The 19,467-nt window shown below is 54.5% G+C and carries 17 protein-coding genes and 1 riboswitch; of the genes, 9 read left to right on the forward strand and 8 right to left on the reverse strand.

Features of this window, described 5'->3' with window-relative positions; all coding sequences use genetic code 11:
• Positions 1–225 precede the first annotated feature (225 nt).
• The 4 genes from O77CONTIG1_RS03745 to O77CONTIG1_RS03760 all read left to right on the forward strand — a co-directional run bounded on the left by O77CONTIG1_RS03745 (position 226) and on the right by O77CONTIG1_RS03760 (position 4,628).
• Positions 226–1,446, forward strand: coding sequence for a hypothetical protein (locus O77CONTIG1_RS03745; protein WP_068508186.1), 1,221 nt, complete (start codon positions 226–228; stop codon positions 1,444–1,446).
• Between the two features lie 97 nt (positions 1,447–1,543).
• Positions 1,544–2,128: a TIGR04376 family protein gene (locus tag O77CONTIG1_RS03750; RefSeq protein WP_068508188.1), complete on the forward strand. Its 585-nt coding sequence runs from the start codon at positions 1,544–1,546 to the stop codon at positions 2,126–2,128.
• 46 nt (positions 2,129–2,174) lie between these two features.
• Positions 2,175–3,992, forward strand: coding sequence for a PAS domain S-box protein (locus O77CONTIG1_RS03755; protein ID WP_068515968.1), 1,818 nt, complete (start codon positions 2,175–2,177; stop codon positions 3,990–3,992).
• A 63-nt stretch (positions 3,993–4,055) separates the two neighbouring features.
• Entirely contained in the window at positions 4,056–4,628 is a 573-nt protein-coding gene (locus O77CONTIG1_RS03760) for a hypothetical protein (RefSeq protein ID WP_068508190.1), read from the forward strand.
• Between the two features lie 206 nt (positions 4,629–4,834).
• Here O77CONTIG1_RS03760 and O77CONTIG1_RS03765 read toward each other — a convergent pair whose 3' ends face one another.
• Positions 4,835–5,248: a sensor histidine kinase gene (locus O77CONTIG1_RS03765; RefSeq protein WP_068508192.1), complete on the reverse strand. Its 414-nt coding sequence runs from the start codon at positions 5,246–5,248 to the stop codon at positions 4,835–4,837.
• 100 nt (positions 5,249–5,348) lie between these two features.
• On the opposite strand from O77CONTIG1_RS03765, the gene O77CONTIG1_RS25345 reads away from it, so the two are divergent.
• Both O77CONTIG1_RS25345 and O77CONTIG1_RS25350 read left to right on the forward strand, forming a co-directional pair.
• Positions 5,349–5,879, forward strand: coding sequence for a transposase family protein (locus tag O77CONTIG1_RS25345; protein ID WP_197673314.1), 531 nt, complete (start codon positions 5,349–5,351; stop codon positions 5,877–5,879).
• On the forward strand, positions 5,813–6,502 hold the full coding sequence (locus O77CONTIG1_RS25350) for an ISL3 family transposase (protein WP_286132678.1): 690 nt from the start codon (positions 5,813–5,815) through the stop codon (positions 6,500–6,502). The genes O77CONTIG1_RS25345 and O77CONTIG1_RS25350 overlap by 67 nt, the downstream gene beginning before the upstream one ends.
• Here O77CONTIG1_RS25350 and O77CONTIG1_RS03775 read toward each other — a convergent pair.
• Together O77CONTIG1_RS03775 and O77CONTIG1_RS03780 are read right to left on the reverse strand one after the other, a co-directional pair.
• Complete coding sequence (locus tag O77CONTIG1_RS03775) at positions 6,459–7,928, reverse strand: histidine kinase dimerization/phospho-acceptor domain-containing protein (RefSeq protein WP_068508194.1); 1,470 nt, start codon at positions 7,926–7,928, stop codon at positions 6,459–6,461. The genes O77CONTIG1_RS25350 and O77CONTIG1_RS03775 overlap by 44 nt on opposite strands.
• Positions 7,909–8,790 carry an alpha/beta fold hydrolase gene (locus O77CONTIG1_RS03780; protein WP_068508196.1) on the reverse strand — a complete coding sequence of 294 codons (882 nt, stop codon included), beginning with the start codon at positions 8,788–8,790 and terminating at the stop codon, positions 7,909–7,911. Before O77CONTIG1_RS03780 ends, O77CONTIG1_RS03775 begins: the two co-directional genes overlap by 20 nt.
• A gap of 330 nt (positions 8,791–9,120) precedes the next feature.
• On the opposite strand from O77CONTIG1_RS03780, the gene O77CONTIG1_RS03785 reads away from it, so the two are divergent.
• Positions 9,121–10,728, forward strand: a complete 1,608-nt coding sequence (locus tag O77CONTIG1_RS03785; RefSeq protein WP_068508198.1) for a TIGR04222 domain-containing membrane protein — start codon at positions 9,121–9,123, stop codon at positions 10,726–10,728.
• Between the two features lie 101 nt (positions 10,729–10,829).
• On the opposite strand, the gene argS is transcribed toward O77CONTIG1_RS03785, so the two are convergent.
• Complete coding sequence (argS, locus tag O77CONTIG1_RS03790; protein ID WP_068508200.1) at positions 10,830–12,590, reverse strand: arginine--tRNA ligase; 1,761 nt, start codon at positions 12,588–12,590, stop codon at positions 10,830–10,832.
• A gap of 146 nt (positions 12,591–12,736) precedes the next feature.
• Here argS and O77CONTIG1_RS03795 point away from each other — a divergent pair, with 146 nt between their 5' ends.
• A complete protein-coding gene (locus O77CONTIG1_RS03795; RefSeq protein WP_084782136.1) occupies positions 12,737–13,480 on the forward strand; it encodes a Uma2 family endonuclease in 744 nt (247 codons plus the stop codon).
• Between the two features lie 54 nt (positions 13,481–13,534).
• On the opposite strand, the gene O77CONTIG1_RS25945 is transcribed toward O77CONTIG1_RS03795, so the two are convergent.
• From O77CONTIG1_RS25945 to O77CONTIG1_RS03810, 3 genes are all read right to left on the reverse strand, one after another.
• The gene (locus O77CONTIG1_RS25945; protein WP_225894681.1) at positions 13,535–14,227 is read right to left on the reverse strand and encodes a L,D-transpeptidase; all 693 of its coding nucleotides are present in this window, start codon (positions 14,225–14,227) and stop codon (positions 13,535–13,537) included.
• An 89-nt stretch (positions 14,228–14,316) separates the two neighbouring features.
• On the reverse strand, positions 14,317–15,690 hold the full coding sequence (gene thiC / locus O77CONTIG1_RS03805; protein WP_068508205.1) for a phosphomethylpyrimidine synthase: 1,374 nt from the start codon (positions 15,688–15,690) through the stop codon (positions 14,317–14,319).
• Between the two features lie 7 nt (positions 15,691–15,697).
• Positions 15,698–15,795: riboswitch (TPP riboswitch) on the reverse strand.
• A gap of 126 nt (positions 15,796–15,921) precedes the next feature.
• Positions 15,922–16,782, reverse strand: coding sequence for a hypothetical protein (locus O77CONTIG1_RS03810; RefSeq protein ID WP_068508207.1), 861 nt, complete (start codon positions 16,780–16,782; stop codon positions 15,922–15,924).
• Positions 16,783–17,053: 271 nt separating this feature from the next.
• Between O77CONTIG1_RS03810 and O77CONTIG1_RS03815 the strand changes: the two genes are divergently transcribed.
• A complete protein-coding gene (locus tag O77CONTIG1_RS03815; RefSeq protein ID WP_068508209.1) occupies positions 17,054–17,260 on the forward strand; it encodes a chlorophyll a/b-binding protein in 207 nt (68 codons plus the stop codon).
• A 171-nt stretch (positions 17,261–17,431) separates the two neighbouring features.
• On the opposite strand, the gene O77CONTIG1_RS03820 is transcribed toward O77CONTIG1_RS03815, so the two are convergent.
• On the reverse strand, positions 17,432–19,204 hold the full coding sequence (locus tag O77CONTIG1_RS03820; protein ID WP_197673315.1) for a hybrid sensor histidine kinase/response regulator: 1,773 nt from the start codon (positions 19,202–19,204) through the stop codon (positions 17,432–17,434).
• Positions 19,205–19,467: the final 263 nt, after the last annotated feature.

Genomic DNA, 19,467 nt, shown 5'->3' on the forward strand with positions numbered 1-19,467 from the left:
AAAGTACCTATTTCCTTAATTTTACGTCTGGAGGCAGACAGTGGGACGACCGTGAATTTTCCAACCTCTTTTTTAAGATTGGCAAACTCCTAAAAAGCGTTCCATTTTTATAGGTTATTGCTACATTGAATAGTCATCGAACCGCGATTGCGGCGAGTCCTGCCGTCCAGTTTACCGCTCAAAATTTGCCGCTTTAATTTCTCCAGTCGTCATTTTGATTTCGCCATGTCTCAACCCACGTCTGCCCAGTCTCCTGCCCTGGAAAACTTGAGTTCCCAAGAGCTTGCCGATCAAGAATCGAGGGCGATCGCTGCCGCTGGTGTTTCTGGTGCGTCGGGCGTTGCGACAGAGGGCGATCGCTTTTCCATCGAGCAATATGCAGACCAACTGATGGACGACCTGTTTGGCGACTTGGAAGAAGCGTTGGAGCAGGGTCGGCTCGTTTCGACCGAGCCACCGGAAGAGTTATCTGCCAGTCGTACTCCCGTCAGCATTACTGATGTCACGATTCCACCAATCCTGGCAACTGTTTCCCAGGCGCAACGGCACGACGGCTCAGCCAAAGCGCCCGATGCCTCCGTCAGCCGAGATCCCAACTTTATGCCAGAGCTAAATCCAGAACCCGCACTGATTCCCCAACTTGAGCCGAGGACGATCCATCCTGAACCAGAAGATGACCTGGTAGCGGCAGCGCTGCATCCCCAGCCGCTCCCCATCAAACAAAAGTCTCTGGATGGACTGCTGGCGCTGCTAGTGTGCGGCTCTCTGGCGGCAGCGGTGGCGCTGTGGTATGGAATGCAGGGCCGCTGGCAGCAGGCCAACACGCCAGGCTCGACCGGCTCGTCGGAGGTGGCGGCCCAGACCGCCTCTCCCGAAAACCGCGAGTTTTTGGACTACATTCAGCGATCGCTCAACGTGCTGGAGAAAAGATCAGCCCGCCGCCAGTCCGAAACCGCTGATACTGAGGGGAACCTGCCGAGCGTTGCTGTGGCGGGCAATCCGGCCCCTGGCAATTCGGCAACCACCGATCCGGTAATTGTCCCGGTCTATCGTCCGCCAGCGGGCATGGCGCTGCCGGGTCGCAGCGGCGGCAACAGTCTCCCCAGTTTGCCAGGGTTCAACCTGCCGGGGCGATCGCCCGTCGTTTCCACTGTGCCGCTGCCCCCGTCCCCCGCCGCCGCACCCGCCCCCAACGCCAGCCCCGACTCCTCCGCGCCTCCACCCAATATTGCAGCCACCTCCACCCACACGCTCGTCGGCATCCTGGAGCTAAGTGATCCTGACCGCTCCGCCGCCCTGTTTGAAATCAACGGCACCACCCATCGCGTGCAAATCGGCGAACCCATTGGCTCAAGCGGCTGGACGCTTGTTTCTGTCAAGGGCAATGAGGTGATGGTGCGGCGCAACGGCGACGTGCGATCGATCTACACTGGACAGCAGTTCTGATCCCCTGATAGGGTTTGGGTGCGTGCTTTTGCATTTTTCTTTGCGCGTCTTTGCAGCAGTTCGCTACCCGCCCCTATCCGCTCCATAGGAGTGTTTCATGAGCCTTTTTGACGACCTCAGCACGTTTCTGGAAGCCCGCCTGGACGAGTTTTTACGCGATAATCCCCATCTGGAATTGCAAGCCCTCGAAGACAACTTGCGAGATCAAGAAGAAGAGACAATTCGCTTGCTGGGCGACCTGCGGCTGAAGGAAAGTCGGCTCCAGCAGGAAATTTTGAATACAGCGCAAGAAGTTCAGCTTTGGCACGCCCGCGTAGAAAAGGCAAAAGAGAAGGGGCGCACGGATCTAGCGCAGCCCGCCGAGGAACATGAGGCAACGCTGCTGCGCCAGGGAAACCATCTCTGGGGGCAGATGGAAGCCCTGCGCCAGCGCATTCAAGAAACGATCGCCCTCCAGAAACAGATTCAGCAAAAGCGCAAGGAAGTGTCGGCCCAGGCAGCCCAGGCGCGAACCGCCCGCCCTGCGACCTCAGTTGACCAGCAGTGGCAAACCGCTGGCTGGCAAAATTACAACACCTCGACCACGGGCGGAGCCTCTCCCCAAGATTTGGAAAAAGCCTTTCGCCAGTGGGAAATGGACGAAGAAATTGAAGAATTGAAGCGGAATATAGGCAAAGGCTAAGTCGCTAAGATTAAAATCTTTCCCATCTACCGTGGCGCTAGATGCGATGCCAGCAAATTTTCCCCTTGTTCCTGCAAAATTTCGCCTCCGCACGGCGCTTGTCGTCCCGTTTGTGTTGGAAATTGCAGCGGCTGTAGGTCTGGTAGGCTATCTATCGTTTCTGGCGGCTCAGCGGGCAGTCAATGACCTGGCTTCGCAACTGCGGACTGGTTTGTCGTCTCAGATCGAGCAGGAGCTACGGGGTTATTTTGCTACGCCACATGACATTAATCGGCTGAATGGAGCCGCTTTTATTCAGGGCAATCTCGATTTTCAAAATCCTCAAAATATTGCCCAGATGCACCAGCAGGTTCGGATTTCGCCGTACATCTTTGGCTCCTACTGCGGCACAGCGCAGGGCGAGTTTTTGGGGGCGGGACGATCGGCAGTCGGCAGCGACGAAATCCAGTTTTGGCTGACAAACGCTGCCACAAAGGGGCGCTTTTTTTACTATGAGATGGATAGCCGGGGCGATCGCCTCAGTTTTGTCAAAGAAGATGGAGAATATGATCCGCGATCGCGCCCGTGGTACAAAGACGCGATAAACAAGCGGGGCGCAGTCTGGAGCGATATTTATCTAGATTTTGCCACCTTTTTGCCCGTGCTGACGGCCAGCCTCCCGGTGTATAGCGAAGCGGGCACTACGCTGGGCGTTTGTGCGACCGATGTCCAGCTTCCGGTCGAGTTTCGCCAGTTTCTGTCCAGCCTCAAAATCGGCAAAACCGGCCAAGCTTTTGTGATCGACCGTGAGGGGCAAATTCTCTCCAGCTCTACCCAGGAGCCGCTGACCGTGGGCGAAGGCAACGAGACGCTGCTGCTGCAAGCAGTCGAAAGCAGTGAGCCGCTGATTCAAGAAACTGCAAAATTTTTGCAGCGACGATTTGGCGGTTTCCAAAAAATTCAAGAGCCGCAGCAGCTCGATTTTTCGGTCGATGGACAGCGGCAGTTCGTACAGGTGCTGCCGTTTCAAGACGGGCGCGGGCTGGACTGGCTAATTGTGATTGCGGTTCCCGAAGCCGATTTCATGAGCGACATCTACACCACTACCCGCAATGCCATCTGGCTGGCGCTGGGAGCGCTGGGGCTGGCGATCGCCCTTGGCATTCTCACAGCTCGCTGGGTCACGCGGCCAATCCAGCGCATCTCTCAAGCCTCTAACGAAATTGCTCAGGGTGCCTTGTCTCAGCACATTACGCCCAGTGCGCTACTAGAGCTAGACCAGCTTGCCACCTCGTTTAATAGCATGGCCGGACAGCTCAAATCTTCATTCACCAAACTAGAGCAGAAAAACGAAGAATTACGCATCACCGAAGAGAACTATCGCAGCATTTTTGAAAACGCGCTGGAGGGAATTTTTCAGTCCTCACCGACAGGGCAGTTTCTCAAAGTCAACCCGGCGATGGCGGCGATTTATGGCTACGATTCTCCAGAAGAAATGGTGAATTCTGTGACTAATATTCCAGAGCAAACTTATGTTGATATTCGCGATAGCCAGCGATTTTATCAATTTATGAAAGCGCATGGGCAAGTGAAAGGATTGGAGTATCAGGTCTATCGTAAAGACGGCAGTATCATCTGGATTGAAGAAGACGCAAGAGCTGTATATGACAGTCAAGGCAGGCTGCTGTATTATGAAGGGCTGATTCAAGACATCACCGAACGCCGACAGCGCGAAGATGCACTAAAGAAGCAACTGGAAGAATTGCAAATTGAAATTGACCAAAACAAACGAATGCAAGAGGTCAACTTAATTACTCAAAGTGGGTATTTCCAGGAACTTCAAGAGGAGCTATCTCAAGTTGATATTGATGAGTTTTGGAAATAAATTTTTGAGTCAATAACATCGCCCTGATTTGCCGCGCCTGATCTAGTTAATCCAAAAAACAATATGAATACGCCTGCTCATATAGTGCTGAATTTGTTGTGTTTAGGACGGCAAGATGAGGGACGTTTACTGGTTCCTGTGATTGTTGGGGCTGTGTTGCCAGATGCACCAATGTTTGTGTTTTATTTTGTGGAAAAGGTCATCCGAAATACGCCAGAATCAATCATTTGGTCGCAGTCTTATTTTGAACCTCACTGGCAAAACTTTATTGATGTATTTAACTCAGTACCGCTAATTTTAGTGGGATTGCTCCTTTCGCTGTGGGGGCGATCGCCCTTTGGTACGCTGCTTTTTATCAGTATGCTGCTACACATTGCCGGAGATTTGCCTCTGCACAACGAGGATGCTCACCGTCATTTTTTTCCCTTTTCCAACTGGCGATTTCATAGCCCCGTGTCCTATTGGGACCCGCGCTACTATGGCAACGTATTCAGTGTGATTGAGATCCTGGCGGTAGTTGTTAGCAGTTTTCTGCTATTTCACGGCTACGAAACCTGGCTAGGTAAAGGGGCGATCGCCACCACAGGCTTACTTTATCTTGTCTATTTCGGATATGTCTTTGCGGTATGGATGTAGCAGCTTTGGAACGTGATCTAGAATTCGATCGCGCAGCAAACTAGAATGCCAACCTGAATGTAACTTTTACTCAGTTTTCACTCCGTTGATTACAACATCTTCATAGAGCGCAGAAATCCTGTCGGTAAAGTCGAGACTTCCTAAATGGAACGTCTTGGTGTCTAGCGTGTAGTATTGCAGCACCCATAGCCCTTCTCCAGTTTGGCTTAGTTTGGCAAATTTGGATTGAACCCGTGGCCTAATCCTGACTGGCCCAACGCCTGATAACCGAATTCCACTGTAAAAGTAGTGGCACCCTGCTGACTGTCAACGCAAATCGTCGCGCCCAAGCGCTCCACTAGTTTTTTAACCAGTGCCAGCCCCAGCCCCGTGCCGCCCTGATTCCGAATATCATGGTCAGGAATGCGGTGAAACTTTTCAAAAATGCGATCGCACTCTGCGGCAGGAATTTCTACCCCTGTGTTGCGAACGCAAATCCGCAGCCCATCAGACATCGACCGGACGGAAAGGATAATGTGTTCTCCGGCAGGGGTGTACTTGCAGGCATTGTTTAGCAATTCGCCAAGAATGCGTTCTAGATACGATAAGTCGCTGGAAAAAGAAGGGAGCGGATCGTCCATCTGAATTTCTAAGTGTTGCTGCTGATTTCTAGCTCGCTGGCTCTTCCGGATCCGGGGTGAAAATCGTATAATATGATACTTTAAGTCAGGGGTTGCGCCAATGGACATACATCTTGATAGATTGCTTAACTTCCCTCACGTTACGGTTGAAAGTTGCATTCAAAAAGACAATGAAGTGTACTTAAAGTTGCGCTTGCTCAATCAAGAATCTAGCTGTCCACACTGTAAGAAATCAAGTTCAGAGTTGCATCAAAACCGTCCGATTTTGATTCGAGACCTATCGATTTTTGGTCAAGTCACTTATTTGAAAATTCCTCGTCGTCAGTTTTATTGTCGTGATTGCCAACGTTATTTTACTGAGTCATTGACATTTATGGATGCAGGACGGCAGTACACTCGACGCTATGAGGAGCATATTTACCAGCAAGTAAAACTGTCAAGTATGGAGCAAGTGGGTCGCGTAGAAGGGTTAAGCTTTGAGCGCATTGAAGGGATTTTCAAACATCAGTATGCACAGAAAAAAACACGGGATGGGCAGGAGTCAAACGCATTGGGATTGATGAAATCAGCAAGCGGAAAGGGCATCAAAACTTCGCCACCGTTATCGGCGACGTTGAGACCGGGAAATTGATTGAAGTGATTGACAGTCACCAACAGGAAGACATTATTGAAACCCTGAAGCAGCAGCCCCTAGAGGTGCGTGCAAAAGTTGAAGAGGTGAGCGTGGATATGTGGGGAGGATTCCCAAAGGTAGTCAAGAAAGTGTTTCCCAATGCCGTGGTAGTGATTGACCGCTTTCATGTCATGAAATTAGTCAATGAGGAGTTAAATAAAATTCGTAGACAATCGGGTGTATCAGACCGAGGTAGCAAATTCATTTTGCTCAAGAATGGCAAGGATTTAACCGCAGAAGAACAGACAAAGTTAGAAGAGATTCTGAAACGGTCAAAGCGATTAGGAAAAGCCTATGAGTGGAAAGAAGAGTTTCGCGCGATTTATGAACAACCATTAACCGTTGAGGAAGGCAAGCGTCAGATCCAAGGGTGGCTCGATAAAGCGCGAGTCGTCTATAGAGAAGCAAGCACAACGATTCGTAACCATTTAGATGGAATTAGCAACTACTTTCGGAATCGCACAACGAGTGGCGCAATGGAGGGAATCAACAACCGAATTAAATTGATTAAACGGCAAGCTTATGGCTTTGTCAATTTCAACAATTTTCGAGAAAGACTATTAGCCTGCTTCTCTGATTAAATAAAGTTATCACCGTACTGACGGGAGAACCAGCTCGCTCGATATAGGGTTCTGCAATATAAGGGATAAAAAACTGAAGCGGAATCGTGCTGATATTCAGCAAGTCAGTGCCTGCTTCTACGCGAGCCATCTCTAGCAAATTGTTAATCAGTCGAATTTCGCGCTGGCTTTCATCTTGCAGCACTCGAAAATAGCGCGTCACAATTCCTGCCTCATCTGCAAACACACCTAGGGGTTCTAGATGCACCTCCAACAGTTGAATCGCCATGAGAATGTTGGACATGGGCGATCGCATTTCATGAGATACCGTATTCAGCAGGTCGTCCTTGAGCTGGTTTAGCTCCTCCATTTCGTGAAGTTGAGTCTGGGCAGACTGATACAGGCGCGACTGGCGGAGGGCGATCGCACAGTGATTGGCCACCTGCTGTAGCAGCCGATCTTCCACCTCGCTAAAGGTTTGCTCCGCCAGGCGAAACAGCCACAAATCGCCAAGAACCCCCTGATCGTCATAAATCGGACGGGCCAAAATCGCCCATCGCCCTGCCCCATAGCGAGGACACACAGGCAAACAACAGCAGAACGGGCCAGAGTTTCCCTGCATCACTGCTGCGTACATAACTGCCGCTTCGGGCGTTAAAGCTTCGACCCTAGAGCGAGATGCAGAGCCATCTTGGTGATATTCATAATCGATCGCCACCTGCGTTTGCGTCGCGTTGTAAATTCCGGCATTGCAACCCACCAACGCCAGCCCAGCTCCTAATTCCTGCACTGCCGTCTGCAAAATCTGCCCCTCGTCCAGGCTGTCGCGCACCCGATCCGTAATCCGCTTCAGCAGCGCCTCAAACTCTAGCGCCTGTTCTAGCTCAGCCGTGCGCTGCTGCACCAGTTCTTCCAGGCGAGCATTGAGGGCTTCTAGCTCCACCTGCTTTTGCTCCAGAGCATTTCGGGCCTGCTCTAGCTCAGCATTGGCTCGAAACTGAGCCTGCATCGCGGCTTCTGCCTCACGGCGAGCTTGAAGCAAGGCCTCCTCATAATGACTCCGCTGCTGAATCGGAATCAAAATGCACTCATTCAGCACTTCCCCCTCACGCTCATGGCGAGTTGCATTGACCAGCATGGGCAGGTCTTCTCCTGTTCTGGAGCAGACTGGAAGATAAATTTCCTCAACTTTGCCTTGCAGTTTAAGCAGTGGAAAAAAATGAGTTTGGTAGAAAATTCGGCTAGCTGTCGGCAGCAGCACCTCCAGGCGCTGCCCCTTAACCTCTTCTAGCCTGCGTTGCACCAGTTCCAACAGAGTGGCGTTGGTAAGGGTAATCGTGCCATCATCTCTGAAGGCTAAAAAGCCACAGGGGGCGGTGTCTAGCACGTCATCTAAATGACAGTCACACACTTCAGCGTGCAGTTCATCATGTGGCTCTGATGACATGAGCGGCAGAGAGATAGTCTCGGATTAGCTGAATTGTTTCTTCGGGATGGCTCATGTGGGGACAGTGACCCGTTGCCTGCATGAGCTTGAGGGTGCTGTAGGGCAGATGGCGATGGAGGTAGTGACCGACTTCTGTGGGGGCGATCGCATCTTCAGCACACTGCAAGATTAGCGCAGGTACGGTTATTTCAGCCAGAATACCCCGATAATCTGACAAAAACGTGGCTTCAGCAAAGCGCCGCGCAATCACTGGGTCTGTCGAGCAAAAGCTCTCTTCCAGTTCCTTTGAGAGGGAGGGACGCTGTTCGTTTTTCATGATAACGGGAGCCAAAAAGCTAGCCCATCCGAGATAATTCTTATCCATCAGATCCAGCAATCCCAGAATATCCTCTCGCTCAAAACCGCCACAGTAGTCCGGCGGATCGTTGAGATAGCAGGGCGACGGCCCCACCAGGATGAGCCGCTCAAACCGCTGGGGGGCTTGCATCGCCGCCAGCATTCCAATCACGCTGCTCACCGAATGCCCTACAAACACGACATTCTGTAGATCCAACGCTTCACAAATCTCCAGTATATCCTGAGCGTAGCCCTCCAAGCGACTGTAGCGCTCTGGGTCGTAGGCTCGCAAGTCCGACTTGCCCAATCCCACATAGTCAAACAGCACAATTTGATAGTTGGCAGCGAAGGCTGGCGCAACGAATCGCCACATATTTTGGTCGCAGCCAAAGCCGTGGGCAAACAGCATCGGCTGAGTGCCCTGTCCTGAAACGATGACATGGTTGCGAGTAAGGACGGATTGGGAACGCTGGTGGGAAAGTTGGGGGTCGGCGGGAAAATCGTTTGGTATCAGTTGGTTTGTCATTTTTGAAGTTAATAGCTGAAAGGGGTAGCTGAAATGGGTAGCTGAAATTGATAGCTGGTGATACGGCATTTTCTTGCGGGGTGAGGCACGCACAGTCTTGACGAGGCAAACGCTTCTTGACTATTCACGTACCTCACTAGCTTCAAAAACGCTGTAGACCGATTCTTCAAGGTCGATTTTCGTAAGCCTAGCAGTGCAGCCTGTATTTATATCAAGTCTTGAGTGATAGAGATTCTAAATCTCTTCGGGCAAATCGCGTCTGAAAAATTTAATAGAGCGAAAGCAATCGGGAACCCTTTCTACACTCCTCTTCTACACGATTAGGTGCCTATGAGCCATACTCCAGATCTTCCCTATGCCTCAAATCTCTCTAGCGCTGCCCTCTGGTCTGGTCGGGGGGCGATCGCCCTCCACGCGGCAACGCCCCAACAGCAAGCCCTCTACAACCGACTGCAAGCCTTTTCGCTCGACCAGCCTGGTGCAGCGCTTAGCTTTAGCCAGCGCCTTGCCCGCGACAATTGCTGGTCTCTGCGCTATGCCCAGCGGGTGATTGAGGAATACAAAAAGTTTGCGTTTCTGGCAGTCTGTGCAGGGCATCCCGTCACGCCGTCGGATCAGGTGGATCAGGCGTGGCATCAGCATCTCACCTACAGCCGCTCCTACTGGGAGGTGTTTTGTCCGCAGGTGCTGCAAATGCCGCTGCACCACGAGCCGACCCAGGGCGGCCAGACCGAACGCCACAAGTTTAACGACTGGTATCGCAAAACCTTGCAGAGCTACGAAGCCTGGTTTGGGGAAACGCCGCCCCCAGACATCTGGCCCGATCCGAGCCTGCGGTTTGGGCGAGATTTGCAATTTCGCCGGGTCAATGTGCAGCAGCATTGGGTGCTGCCTCGACCAGACTGGGCAGGCCGGTGGGCGGCGATCTGGCAGTCTGGCTGGTGGTCTGTGCGGATGTCTCCAGTCGCTCTGGGCGGCCTGCTGGTGCTGGCATTTGGTATGACAAGCTGCACAGCGATCGCCCCCATTCCCAATCCCCTGAATCTTCGCGGCCCAGAGTTTTTGCAGTTTTATCTCTTTACGCTGAGCAGCACGCTGCTGGTGGCATGGGCGCTGCGCCGATGGCTCCGACAACCCGGCAACGTGGAGGGACAGTCGCTGCCGACGCTCGATCCCTACGAAGTTGCCTATCTGGTCGGCGGGGCAGATCGGGCGATTGATACGGCGATTGTGAGCATGGTGCGATCGCAGCCTCCCAGCATCGATACCCAAGAAAAATTCTTAGTTCCGCTGGTTTCACCAGAGTCGTCGCAGCAACCACTAGAGCGGGCGATTCTTGAAAGCATGAATGGGGAAAAAACCACGGTGGCGAGCCTCCGTCGGAATACGGTGCAAGCAACCGAAACCCTGCGATCGCGCCTACAGGAGCTTGGACTGGCCCTGTCGCCTGCCCAGGCTGCCAAAGCGCGACTTTATCCTACGCCGCTGCTGCTCTTGCCGCTGCTGCTGGGCATTGCCAAAGTGTTGGTCGGCATTTCGCGGGGGCGGCCCGTCGGGTTTCTCCTGATGATGATTTTTGTGTGGCTGGTTGTTATTGCCCTATTCCAAGTGCCGCCCTTAGCGAGTCGGTATGGCGATCGCACCTTAAAACAGATTCGAGCAACCCACCAACCTAGCGTAAACGCCCGCTCCAGCGACCTCAGCGTCATGCAGCCCACTCAACTGACGTTCCTCGTTGCCCTAGCAGGAACAACAGCACTGCGCGGTAAAGATTTCGCCAGCCTGCGGACTGCGTTCTTCTCTGCTTCCCCAACCGGGAGTAACGGCGGATATCCTTCCTGGGGTAGTGACGGCTGGAGTGGTGATAGCGGCGGAGGGGGCGGCGACGGCGGCGGTGGCTGTGGCGGCTGTGGCGGCTGTGGCGGCTGTGGCGGCTAGAAACGAAGAGGAAAGAGAGAAGAGAGAAAAGGGAAGAATCTTTCTTCGTTCTTCTCTCTTCGTTCTTCTCTCTTCGTTCTTCGTTCTTCTCTCTTCGTTTTTTACATCCGCTCCAGGACTTGAATCCCCAACAGCGACAGCCCCAGCTTGATCGTGCGGGCAGTCAGGTCTGCCAAGCTCAGCCGCGAGGTGCGCTGCGGCTCGTCGGCCTGCAAAATCGGGCAGCAGTCGTAGAACTGGTTAAAGATCTTGCTGAGGTCGAAGAGATATTCGCACAGGCGATTGGGCAGCAGGTCGGCCTCCACCGCGCTCAGCACTTCGTCAAATTGCAGCAGCGACTTGGCCAGTGCAAACTCTGCCTCGTCTTGCAGCACGACCCGGCTATTATCCCCCAGCGCCTCGAAGTCAATTCCACCCTTGCGGCTGATGCCCTGCACCCGCACGTAGGCATAAAGCATGTAGGGCGCGGTGTTGCCTTGCAGCGCCAGCATCTTGTCATAGCTGAAGATGTAGCTGCTGGTGCGGTTCTGGCTGAGGTCGGCGTATTTGATTGCGCCAATGCCGACGACGTTGGCCACATGGGCGATGAAGTCCTCAGATTCGGTGCGGTTCTCTTCTTTCAAGCGAGCTTCCAAGTCTGCGCGGGCCCGGGCGATCGCCTCCTCCAGCAAGTCCACCAGCCGCGCCGCCTCGCCGGATCGACTTTTCAGCTTCTTGCCGTCTTCGCCCAAAATATTGCCCAGCGGTGTATGCACAAACTCCGTTTCATCGGTAATCCAGCCCGCCCGCTTGCCCACCTGAAAAATCTGGGCAAAGTGATTGATTTGTTCTGCACCAACGGGATAGATTACCCGCTGTGCCCGGTCTTCTGTCACGCGATAGCGAATCGCCGCCAGGTCTGTCGTGGCGTAGTTATAGCCCCCGTCCGACTTTTGCACAATCAGCGGCAGCGGCTTCCCCTCCTTGTTGGTAAAGCCTTCTAAAAACACGCACTTCGCGCCCTGATCTTCCACCAGCAGCCCCAGTCGATCCAGTTCTGCAATCACATCCGGCAAAAGCGGGTTGTAGAAAGATTCGCCCCGCTCCTGAATCTTGGGCGACAGGCCCATCAGGTCAAAGATTTTGCGATTCGTGCGATTCGACAAATCGCAGACCACTTTCCAGGCCTGAATCGTTTCTGGATCGCCCGCCTGAAGCTTTACCACTGCCAGCCGCGCGGCTTCCTGAAAGTCCGTGTCTTCGTCAAACCGCTTTTTGGCGGCCCGGTAAAACGTTGCCAGGTCGCCCAGATCTAATTCGCCGCCCGCCAGCGCATCGGGATAGGCTTCGCGCAAATAGGCAATCAGCATCCCAAAGGGCGTGCCCCAGTCGCCGATGTGACTCAGCCGCAGCACGTCGTGCCCCAGAAACTCCAGAATTCGCGCCAGGGCATCGCCAATGACGCAGGGGCGCAGATGCCCCACATGCATTTCCTTAGCGATGTTGGGGCTGGGATAATCGACGATGACGCGCTTGGGGTTGGCTATGGGCGTAACACCGAGGCGCGGGTCTGCCTGGATTGCCTTGAGCTGCGCTTCTAGATACTCGGTCTTGAGCCGCAGGTTGATGAAGCCCGGCCCGGCCACCTCTGGCGGGTCGCACAGGTCGGACACGTCGAGGTGGTCGAGAAGCTGAGTGGCGATCGCCCTCGGAGCCATGCCCAGTCGTTTTGCCAGGCCCATTGCGCCATTGGCCTGATAGTCCCCAAATTTGGGATTGCTGGCAGGTACCAGTACCGGGTCAGCATCAGCCAAATCCGGCCCAAACGCCGCAACTAGCGCAGCTTCTAATCGGCTTCTCAACAGTGCAAGGGTAGAATTCATGGCGTTTTAGGCAGGCAGAGGAACCGAGCAGCAACCGTACAATAGGAAGAATTCTGGTGAAACGGCTGATCCCACGTCTCAGAACGCGCTTCATCAGGACGCGCTTCATCCGTAGTGATTATATACAAACGTTAACTCTCCCGATCATGACGCAGACCCAGCGCGATTCGCGAAACGATCCCTATGGGAATCGCCCCACCTTGCCCCCCTCCGCCAAGCTGCCACCCCTGGAAAACGGCGACCATCTCTCGCGGGCCGAGTTTGAGCGGCGCTACGAGGCGATGCCCCATCTCAAAAAAGCCGAACTGATCGAAGGAGTCGTCTACGTGCCCGCCGCCCTCCGCTTTAAGAGTCACGCAAAACCTCACGGTTGGCTGATCACCTGGTTAGGCACTTACGAAATGGCAACGCCAGGAGTTGAAATGGGCGACAACCCAACTGTGCGGCTCGACCTAGATAATGAACCCCAGCCCGACATCGTGCTGCTGATTGACCCCGCAGCGGGCGGACAGTCTCGGATCAGCGAAGACGATTATGTTGAGGGCGCACCAGAACTGATTGTCGAAATTGCCGCCAGCAGCGCCTCCATCGACCTCCATACTAAAAAACAGGTCTATCGCCGCAACGGGGTTCAAGAATACATCGTGTGGCGGAGCTTAGAAAACGGGCTGGACTGGTTCTCTTTGAATGAGGGTGAATATCTTGCGCTGCCGCCTGATGCCGATGGCATGATTCGCAGCCGCATCTTTCCAGGGTTGTGGCTGGATGTAGCGGCGCTCTGTGGGGGAAACATGATGCAGGTGATGCAGGGGTTGCAGACTGGCATTCAGTCTTCTGCCCATGCCGAGTTTGTGCAGCAGTTGGCAGCGCGGCGCAGCAAACAGATTTAGGAGATGCTGCTTCAGGAAACTCTGCTTTAGAAGACTCTGCGCCAGGGAACCCGATTAGGGAACCACATGGACTGGCGTACCCACCTGCACCATTTCAAATAGGGCAATCACATCATCGTTATACATGCGGATGCAGCCGTGGGAGGCAGCACGTCCAATCGTCTCCTCGTTGGGCGTGCCGTGAAAGCCGATGGTATTTTTCCCATCTGTCCAGAAGCCGATCCAGCGGACTCCCAGCGGGTTGCCATTTCCGGGCGGCACGATTTCGCCCGTAAACGGATGCTGCCAGGTGGGGTGTTCCACCATGCTGATGACCTCGTAGCGACCCGTTGGTGTTTCCCAGCCCGCCCGCCCCACGGCAATGCGAAAGCTGGTTTTCACCCGCTCCTCTTCGTACACATACACACGGCGATCGCTCAGATCGACCACCAGCGACAGGGGCGATCGCCCTTCTGGCTCTGGCACAAACGACTCAGCAGCGCCCAAGTCGAGGACATCGGGCCAGGTCACGGCGGGCGCACCGGGGATGGTGCTGGGCGGCGGCGAAACAGGCGCTACGACGGGTTCAGTTCGCAGCGACCCCCACTCGACCAAGCTCCCCGGATTGGCGATCGCCGGACGTAGCCCCACCAGACCTACTATTGCCGGAGAAACCAGCCCCGCCGCAAACTGTATTGCTAACCGCCTCGCTGACCGCCTTGCTAATTGCCGAACGCCACGCACCAGCACCACCGCCTCCCCACGCAAAAGCTGAGCCTAGTATAGCCCAGGGGTTGAGCGTGGAAAGTCGTAGAGGATTGGCGCAGGAGAGACACAACGCCAACCCTCTATCCCCTTCATCGCCCTATCGCAGGCTCCTTTGCCAGGAATTTTTCCAACTCCGTCAACGCTTCCGCATCCACCTTGGTCTGCATCGGGCAAAACTTCGGCCCGCACATCGAGCAAAACTCTGCGGTTTTGTAAATGTCGGCGGGCAGGGTTTCGTCGTGATACTCGCGGGCGCGTTCTGGATCGAGCGACAGTTCAAATTGGCGATTCCAGTCGAAGTGGTAGCGGGCGCGAGAAAGCTCATCGTCGCGATCGCGGGCATGGGGGCGATGGCGGGCGATATCAGCGGCGTGGGCAGCGATTTTGTAGGCAATCAGCCCGTTTCGCACGTCTTCTGCATTGGGCAGCCCCAAATGCTCCTTCGGCGTGACGTAGCAAAGCATCGCTGTACCATGCCATCCCGCCAGCGCTGCGCCAATCGCCGAGGTGATGTGGTCGTATCCGGGTGCAATGTCGGTGACGAGCGGCCCCAAGACGTAAAACGGTGCTTCGGAGCATTCCTCCATCTGCTTTTTCACGTTAAATTCGATTTGATCCATCGGGACATGGCCCGGGCCTTCCACCATCACTTGCACGTCCGATTCCCATGCTTTGCGCGTGAGATGACCGAGCGTTTTCAGTTCCGCAAGCTGGGCCGCATCCGATGCATCGTGCAGGCAACCGGGACGCAACGAGTCGCCCAAGCTGAAGGATACGTCGTACTTTTTGAAAATTTCGATGATGTCCCGAAAGTGCGTATAGAGCGGGTTTTGCTGGTGGTGCGCCAGCATCCAGCGGGCGATGATGCCGCCGCCGCGAGAGACGATTCCCGTGAGGCGATCGCGCACCAGCGGCAAATGCTCAATCAAAATTCCTGCATGAATCGTCATGTAGTCCACACCCTGCTGTGCGTGCGTCTCGATGACGTGCAAAAAGTCGTCGGGGGTCAGCTTTTCAATATTGCCGTGGACGCTCTCTAGCGCCTGATAAATCGGCACCGTGCCGATGGGCACAGGCGACGCAGCGATAATCGCCGATCGGATGGCATCCAGATCGCCGCCGCCCGTAGACAAGTCCATCACCGTGTCTGCACCGTATTTCACCGCCAGTTTCAGCTTGTCCACTTCTTCTTGCAAACTGGAAGAGTTGGGCGACGCGCCAATATTGGCATTCACCTTGCATCGCGTGGCAATGCCAATGCCCATCGGCTCCAGGTTCACATGATTGATATTGGCAGGGATGATCAGCCGTCCCCGCGCCACTTCCGAGCGAATCAGCTCCACAGGCAACTGCTCACGCTCCGCCACAAACTGCATTTCTTCCGTCACAACGCCTTGTCGAGCAAAGTGCATTTGAGACACGTTGCTCTGTCCGCGTCGCTTGGCGACCCAGGATGCTCTCATATTTGGTTCCTCAGATAAACAGCTTCCCTCCGCTGGTGCTAACCAGTCTCAGGTTCTCAGGGTGTAATCTCAGCCTGAACCGCTCAGGCACCCCTAGCTGCGTTTGTTATACCATCCCTGGCAGGAGAATCCAAGCAACCGATTGCAAAACAGAGGAATTCTTTGCAAAACGTTCGATGCAAAACGTTCGATCGCAGGTGTTCAGTCCTGGTCGCGTCTGGTTCTGGTCGCCTAGTTCTGTTCACCCAACTGGGCTTGCTCCATGCTGTCCAGCAGCGGGCTATTCCGCAACATGGAAGATTGGGCCAGCCGCTGACTGTCTGCCACAAGGACTGCGCCTGCTTCGCCAGCCTCATCTCCGCCACAGGCAACGGCCCGCAGTTTGGCATAAAACGCCGACGCTTCAATGCGGGGAATAATCGGCACGTACTGATGGATTGGGTTCTGGGCCACACTGCCCCGCCCCCACCAGCCGAAAGAATCTTCGTCTTTGGTTGGGCCCGATGCGTCTGATTGATCGTCGTCTGCCGCAGACACACTGCTCGACTGCGAAGCCGGTTGAGGGTCTGATTGATACGCTGATTGGAGGTCTGATTGGGAGCCTGAAACGGGGGGGGCTGCAATCGACTCAGGACGATCAGCAGGTGTTTCAGCATTTACAGATCTCCTCTCACCGCTAATCTCATCCAGTGCAGCTTCCGATGAAAGGGCGGGGCTGGACTGGTTCTGGCGATCGGGCGTTTGAGAAGCAGGCAACTGAGACACGGGGGCAGGTGAAACCGAAGCACCTGCTGACGATGCCACTGCAAATCCACCGAATCGACCGCTCACCACTCGCTCAAAATCCGGCGTGTAGTGAAGAATAGGCTGCCCGCGCCGCCGCCACACGGCCAAGATCTGCCCCACCGACACAGCTCGGTAGCGTCCTTGATAGAGCGCTTCCACGATGGCTGCCCGAATCCAATGGGCCGGATGGTTCACCGCCCAATAGCTCACCAAGTAATCCGCCGCGAAGCCGTCCATGTCGAACCCGTAGCTGTTGAGCAATGCCACGGCATCCAGAATGGCGGGATCGTGGGCTGAATGGGTCATAACGGTTTAGTAGGGTTCGTATCGTCGAGCAATGTTGCCAAGAAATTAGCTAAAGCGAGGATTATAGCTTGCTTACACCATATCCCAAGAAACAAAATGACGCATCTATCTTGCAATAGTCGGCAATGTTATTGGCTGGTCATCTGTTTTGTTTGTTTGTTTGTTTGCTGGTCTATGGCGATCGCCTTTATAAACGCCATCCCTGAAAAGTGTTTACAATTCTTAGCGAAACTGTTACATTAATTTACATAGGATTTTTAGGAGATTTGCAATGAGAGGCGTTGTTACCGAAGAACAAGGTAGACAAAATATTTACGCCGTTGAGCCGCAAATGTATGTGGACAGCGAAGTGCGTACAGGCTTCACAGAATATGCTGAAAAGCTCAACGGTCGTCTGGCAATGATTGGATTTGTATCGATGCTGCTCCTAGAAGTTCTCACTCACCAAGGGTTGGTGAGCCTTCTGCAAAGCCTCTAAGGGTTTGGTTAGCAGGTGCGCCCTAAGGTAGCGCTTTAAACCTTAAGCAGCGCTCTAAGCTGAGAGATGGCTTAGGAGAGTCAGGCAGGGATTTTCTGTCTGGCTCTCGTTGTCGTTTTTAGGATGTTTTTTTAGGATGTTTTTGAGACTGCGGGTTCCTGATTATCAAGGCTAGGGCATTTCGGCGATCGCCATCAGAGACAGCACTCTCGGCAATACTGCTTCCGGCTGAATCGGCTTATTGATACAAGCGTCGGCAGCGGCGATCGCGGGTGCAGCATAGGGTGAGGCTTCATCGCTTGCCAGGGCAATCACCTTTAAGTGCCGAGTAAGGGGGCTGTGGCGCAAGTTATGAATCAACTCTGCACCCGCATTTTCGGGCGATTGCACATCAACGATGACGGCATCGGGCTGGAGTAGCTCGATCTGGCTAAAGGCAGTAGACCCCTCCAAGACCCACACCACCTGATAGCCAGCGGCCGTCAGCATGTCGCAGATGATGTTAGCCGTTAGCTCATCATTTTCTACCAGCACCACCCGCCCCAAAATGGTGCGCCCCAGCCCATCCAAGGCCGGAATGGGCGCAGTCGCCTCCGCTGCATCGTCTTTTGAGCGGGTCGGAAGCTGAACCGTAAACACCGACCCCACGCCCACCGTAGAATCGACCATAATCCGCCCGCCGTGCAGATCCACGAGTTGCTTGGTTAGCGCTAGCCCCAAGCCTGTGCCCTGATAGAGCCGCTGGTAGGAGCTATCAAGCTGCTGAAATTTCTGGAAGAGCAAAGGGCGCTGCTGTTCGGGAATGCCGATGCCCGTGTCGATCACCTGGAATATGGCGTGTTGAGGATCGGTCATCACCCGTAGCGTTACCTTGCCGCCCGCGGCAGTAAACTTTACAGCATTGCTGAGCAGATTCAGCAAAATTTGCTTGACCCGATGCGGATCAGCTACAAAGCGATCGCGGCTAGGGTCAACTCGCAAGTCCAAAATTAGCTCCACCCCCTGCTTCATCGCCGTTTCTTCGACTGCCTTCATACTCTGCTGGGCAATCATCGTCAGCGAAAACGGACTCAGCTTTAGCACGGCCCGCCCCGACTCGACTTGTGACAGGTCAAGGATGTCGTTGATGAGTTCTAGCAGGTGCTGCCCGCTGTCGTGAATCGTCTGCAAAAAGCTGCGCTGGCGCGGACTCAGTTCTCCCAAAGACCAGCGCAGCAGCGTTGCAGACATGCCGATAATGGTGGTCAACGGGGTTCTCAGTTCATGGCTAACCGCAGCCAGAAACTCACTCTTGGCACGGTTCGCAGTCTGGGCGGCCAGCACCGCCTCCTGCAAATCGTGGGTACGGGCAACGACCTGCTGCTCCAGCGACGAGCGCTCTGGCAGTAGAACGCGATTTGTCAACAGCGCCACCAGTCGCCGGGTAAATTCCGTTTGGGCGAGTGGGTCGTTAGGCTGGAGGCGATCGCCCGCTGCCTGTAGCTCCGCCATCAGGTCTGCATCCGCCTCACACCCCTTGCTTAGCGTCTGCAAAAAGGTGGCGATCGCCCCCGGCTCAAAGGTCAAATCCACCCGCTGCGATCGCTCAGCAACATCCAAATCGCCAGGCCCGCCAGACACACCACCCTCCTGCGCCCGCCAGCCGCTCAGCAGCACACTAAACGGACGAGACACCAGCACCATAAACTGCTTGCCATCCAGCAGTCGCGCCTGCACTGCTAACGGCAGCGTCGTCGCATTCAACAGCAGCACCTCCCCAGAGGACTGACCGGAGGACTGAACCCACAGCGCCATCTGTTGAAGCAAATCCTGAAGCTGATGCAGTACTGCCAGCGGCAAAATCAGAGAATCAACCGACGGTTCGGGCGTGGGCATATCAGATTGGTGCAGCAGGAACGGAAACATATCTCTCTCCGCTGCCTGGAGACGAGATGCAGGGGACACGATAGGACTCTAGACCAAGGGTTTAACAACCGTTCATTATGGTATCCTGCGAGTCTGCCTGGCCCTGAAAGGCATAAGGATCTTGAAAGATGTTTACCGCAGAGCATAGCTTTTCAACAATACTATGCATCGACTAGCTGCCAGCCCCGGCGGCTGGAATCCCCGACACCGAAGGCGTGATTTTTCTGGAGCAAACGCCCCGCGCCCATCGTCTTTCTTACTGCCGCCGACACAGATATCCAGAGCCTTGCCCATGCCCTGCC

The sequence above is a fragment of the Leptolyngbya sp. O-77 genome, from assembly GCF_001548395.1.
Classification (GTDB): domain Bacteria; phylum Cyanobacteriota; class Cyanobacteriia; order Elainellales; family Elainellaceae; genus Thermoleptolyngbya.

Bases quoted from the DNA above. Each gene is read 5' to 3' on its own strand.
- O77CONTIG1_RS03795 (WP_084782136.1), top strand. From the start codon at position 12,737: ATGACGCAGACCCAGCGCGATTCGCGAAACGATCCCTATGGGAATCGC.
- O77CONTIG1_RS03810 (WP_068508207.1), bottom strand. From the start codon at position 16,782: ATGACCCATTCAGCCCACGATCCCGCCATTCTGGATGCCGTGGCATTG.
- thiC (WP_068508205.1), bottom strand. From the start codon at position 15,690: ATGAGAGCATCCTGGGTCGCCAAGCGACGCGGACAGAGCAACGTGTCT.
- O77CONTIG1_RS25345 (WP_197673314.1), top strand. From the start codon at position 5,349: ATGGACATACATCTTGATAGATTGCTTAACTTCCCTCACGTTACGGTT.
- O77CONTIG1_RS03775 (WP_068508194.1), bottom strand. From the start codon at position 7,928: ATGTCATCAGAGCCACATGATGAACTGCACGCTGAAGTGTGTGACTGT.
- O77CONTIG1_RS03745 (WP_068508186.1), top strand. From the start codon at position 226: ATGTCTCAACCCACGTCTGCCCAGTCTCCTGCCCTGGAAAACTTGAGT.
- O77CONTIG1_RS03765 (WP_068508192.1), bottom strand. From the start codon at position 5,248: ATGGACGATCCGCTCCCTTCTTTTTCCAGCGACTTATCGTATCTAGAA.
- O77CONTIG1_RS03750 (WP_068508188.1), top strand. From the start codon at position 1,544: ATGAGCCTTTTTGACGACCTCAGCACGTTTCTGGAAGCCCGCCTGGAC.
- O77CONTIG1_RS03755 (WP_068515968.1), top strand. From the start codon at position 2,175: ATGCCAGCAAATTTTCCCCTTGTTCCTGCAAAATTTCGCCTCCGCACG.
- argS (WP_068508200.1), bottom strand. From the start codon at position 12,590: ATGAATTCTACCCTTGCACTGTTGAGAAGCCGATTAGAAGCTGCGCTA.
- O77CONTIG1_RS03785 (WP_068508198.1), top strand. From the start codon at position 9,121: ATGAGCCATACTCCAGATCTTCCCTATGCCTCAAATCTCTCTAGCGCT.
- O77CONTIG1_RS03760 (WP_068508190.1), top strand. From the start codon at position 4,056: ATGAATACGCCTGCTCATATAGTGCTGAATTTGTTGTGTTTAGGACGG.
- O77CONTIG1_RS03815 (WP_068508209.1), top strand. From the start codon at position 17,054: ATGAGAGGCGTTGTTACCGAAGAACAAGGTAGACAAAATATTTACGCC.
- O77CONTIG1_RS03780 (WP_068508196.1), bottom strand. From the start codon at position 8,790: ATGACAAACCAACTGATACCAAACGATTTTCCCGCCGACCCCCAACTT.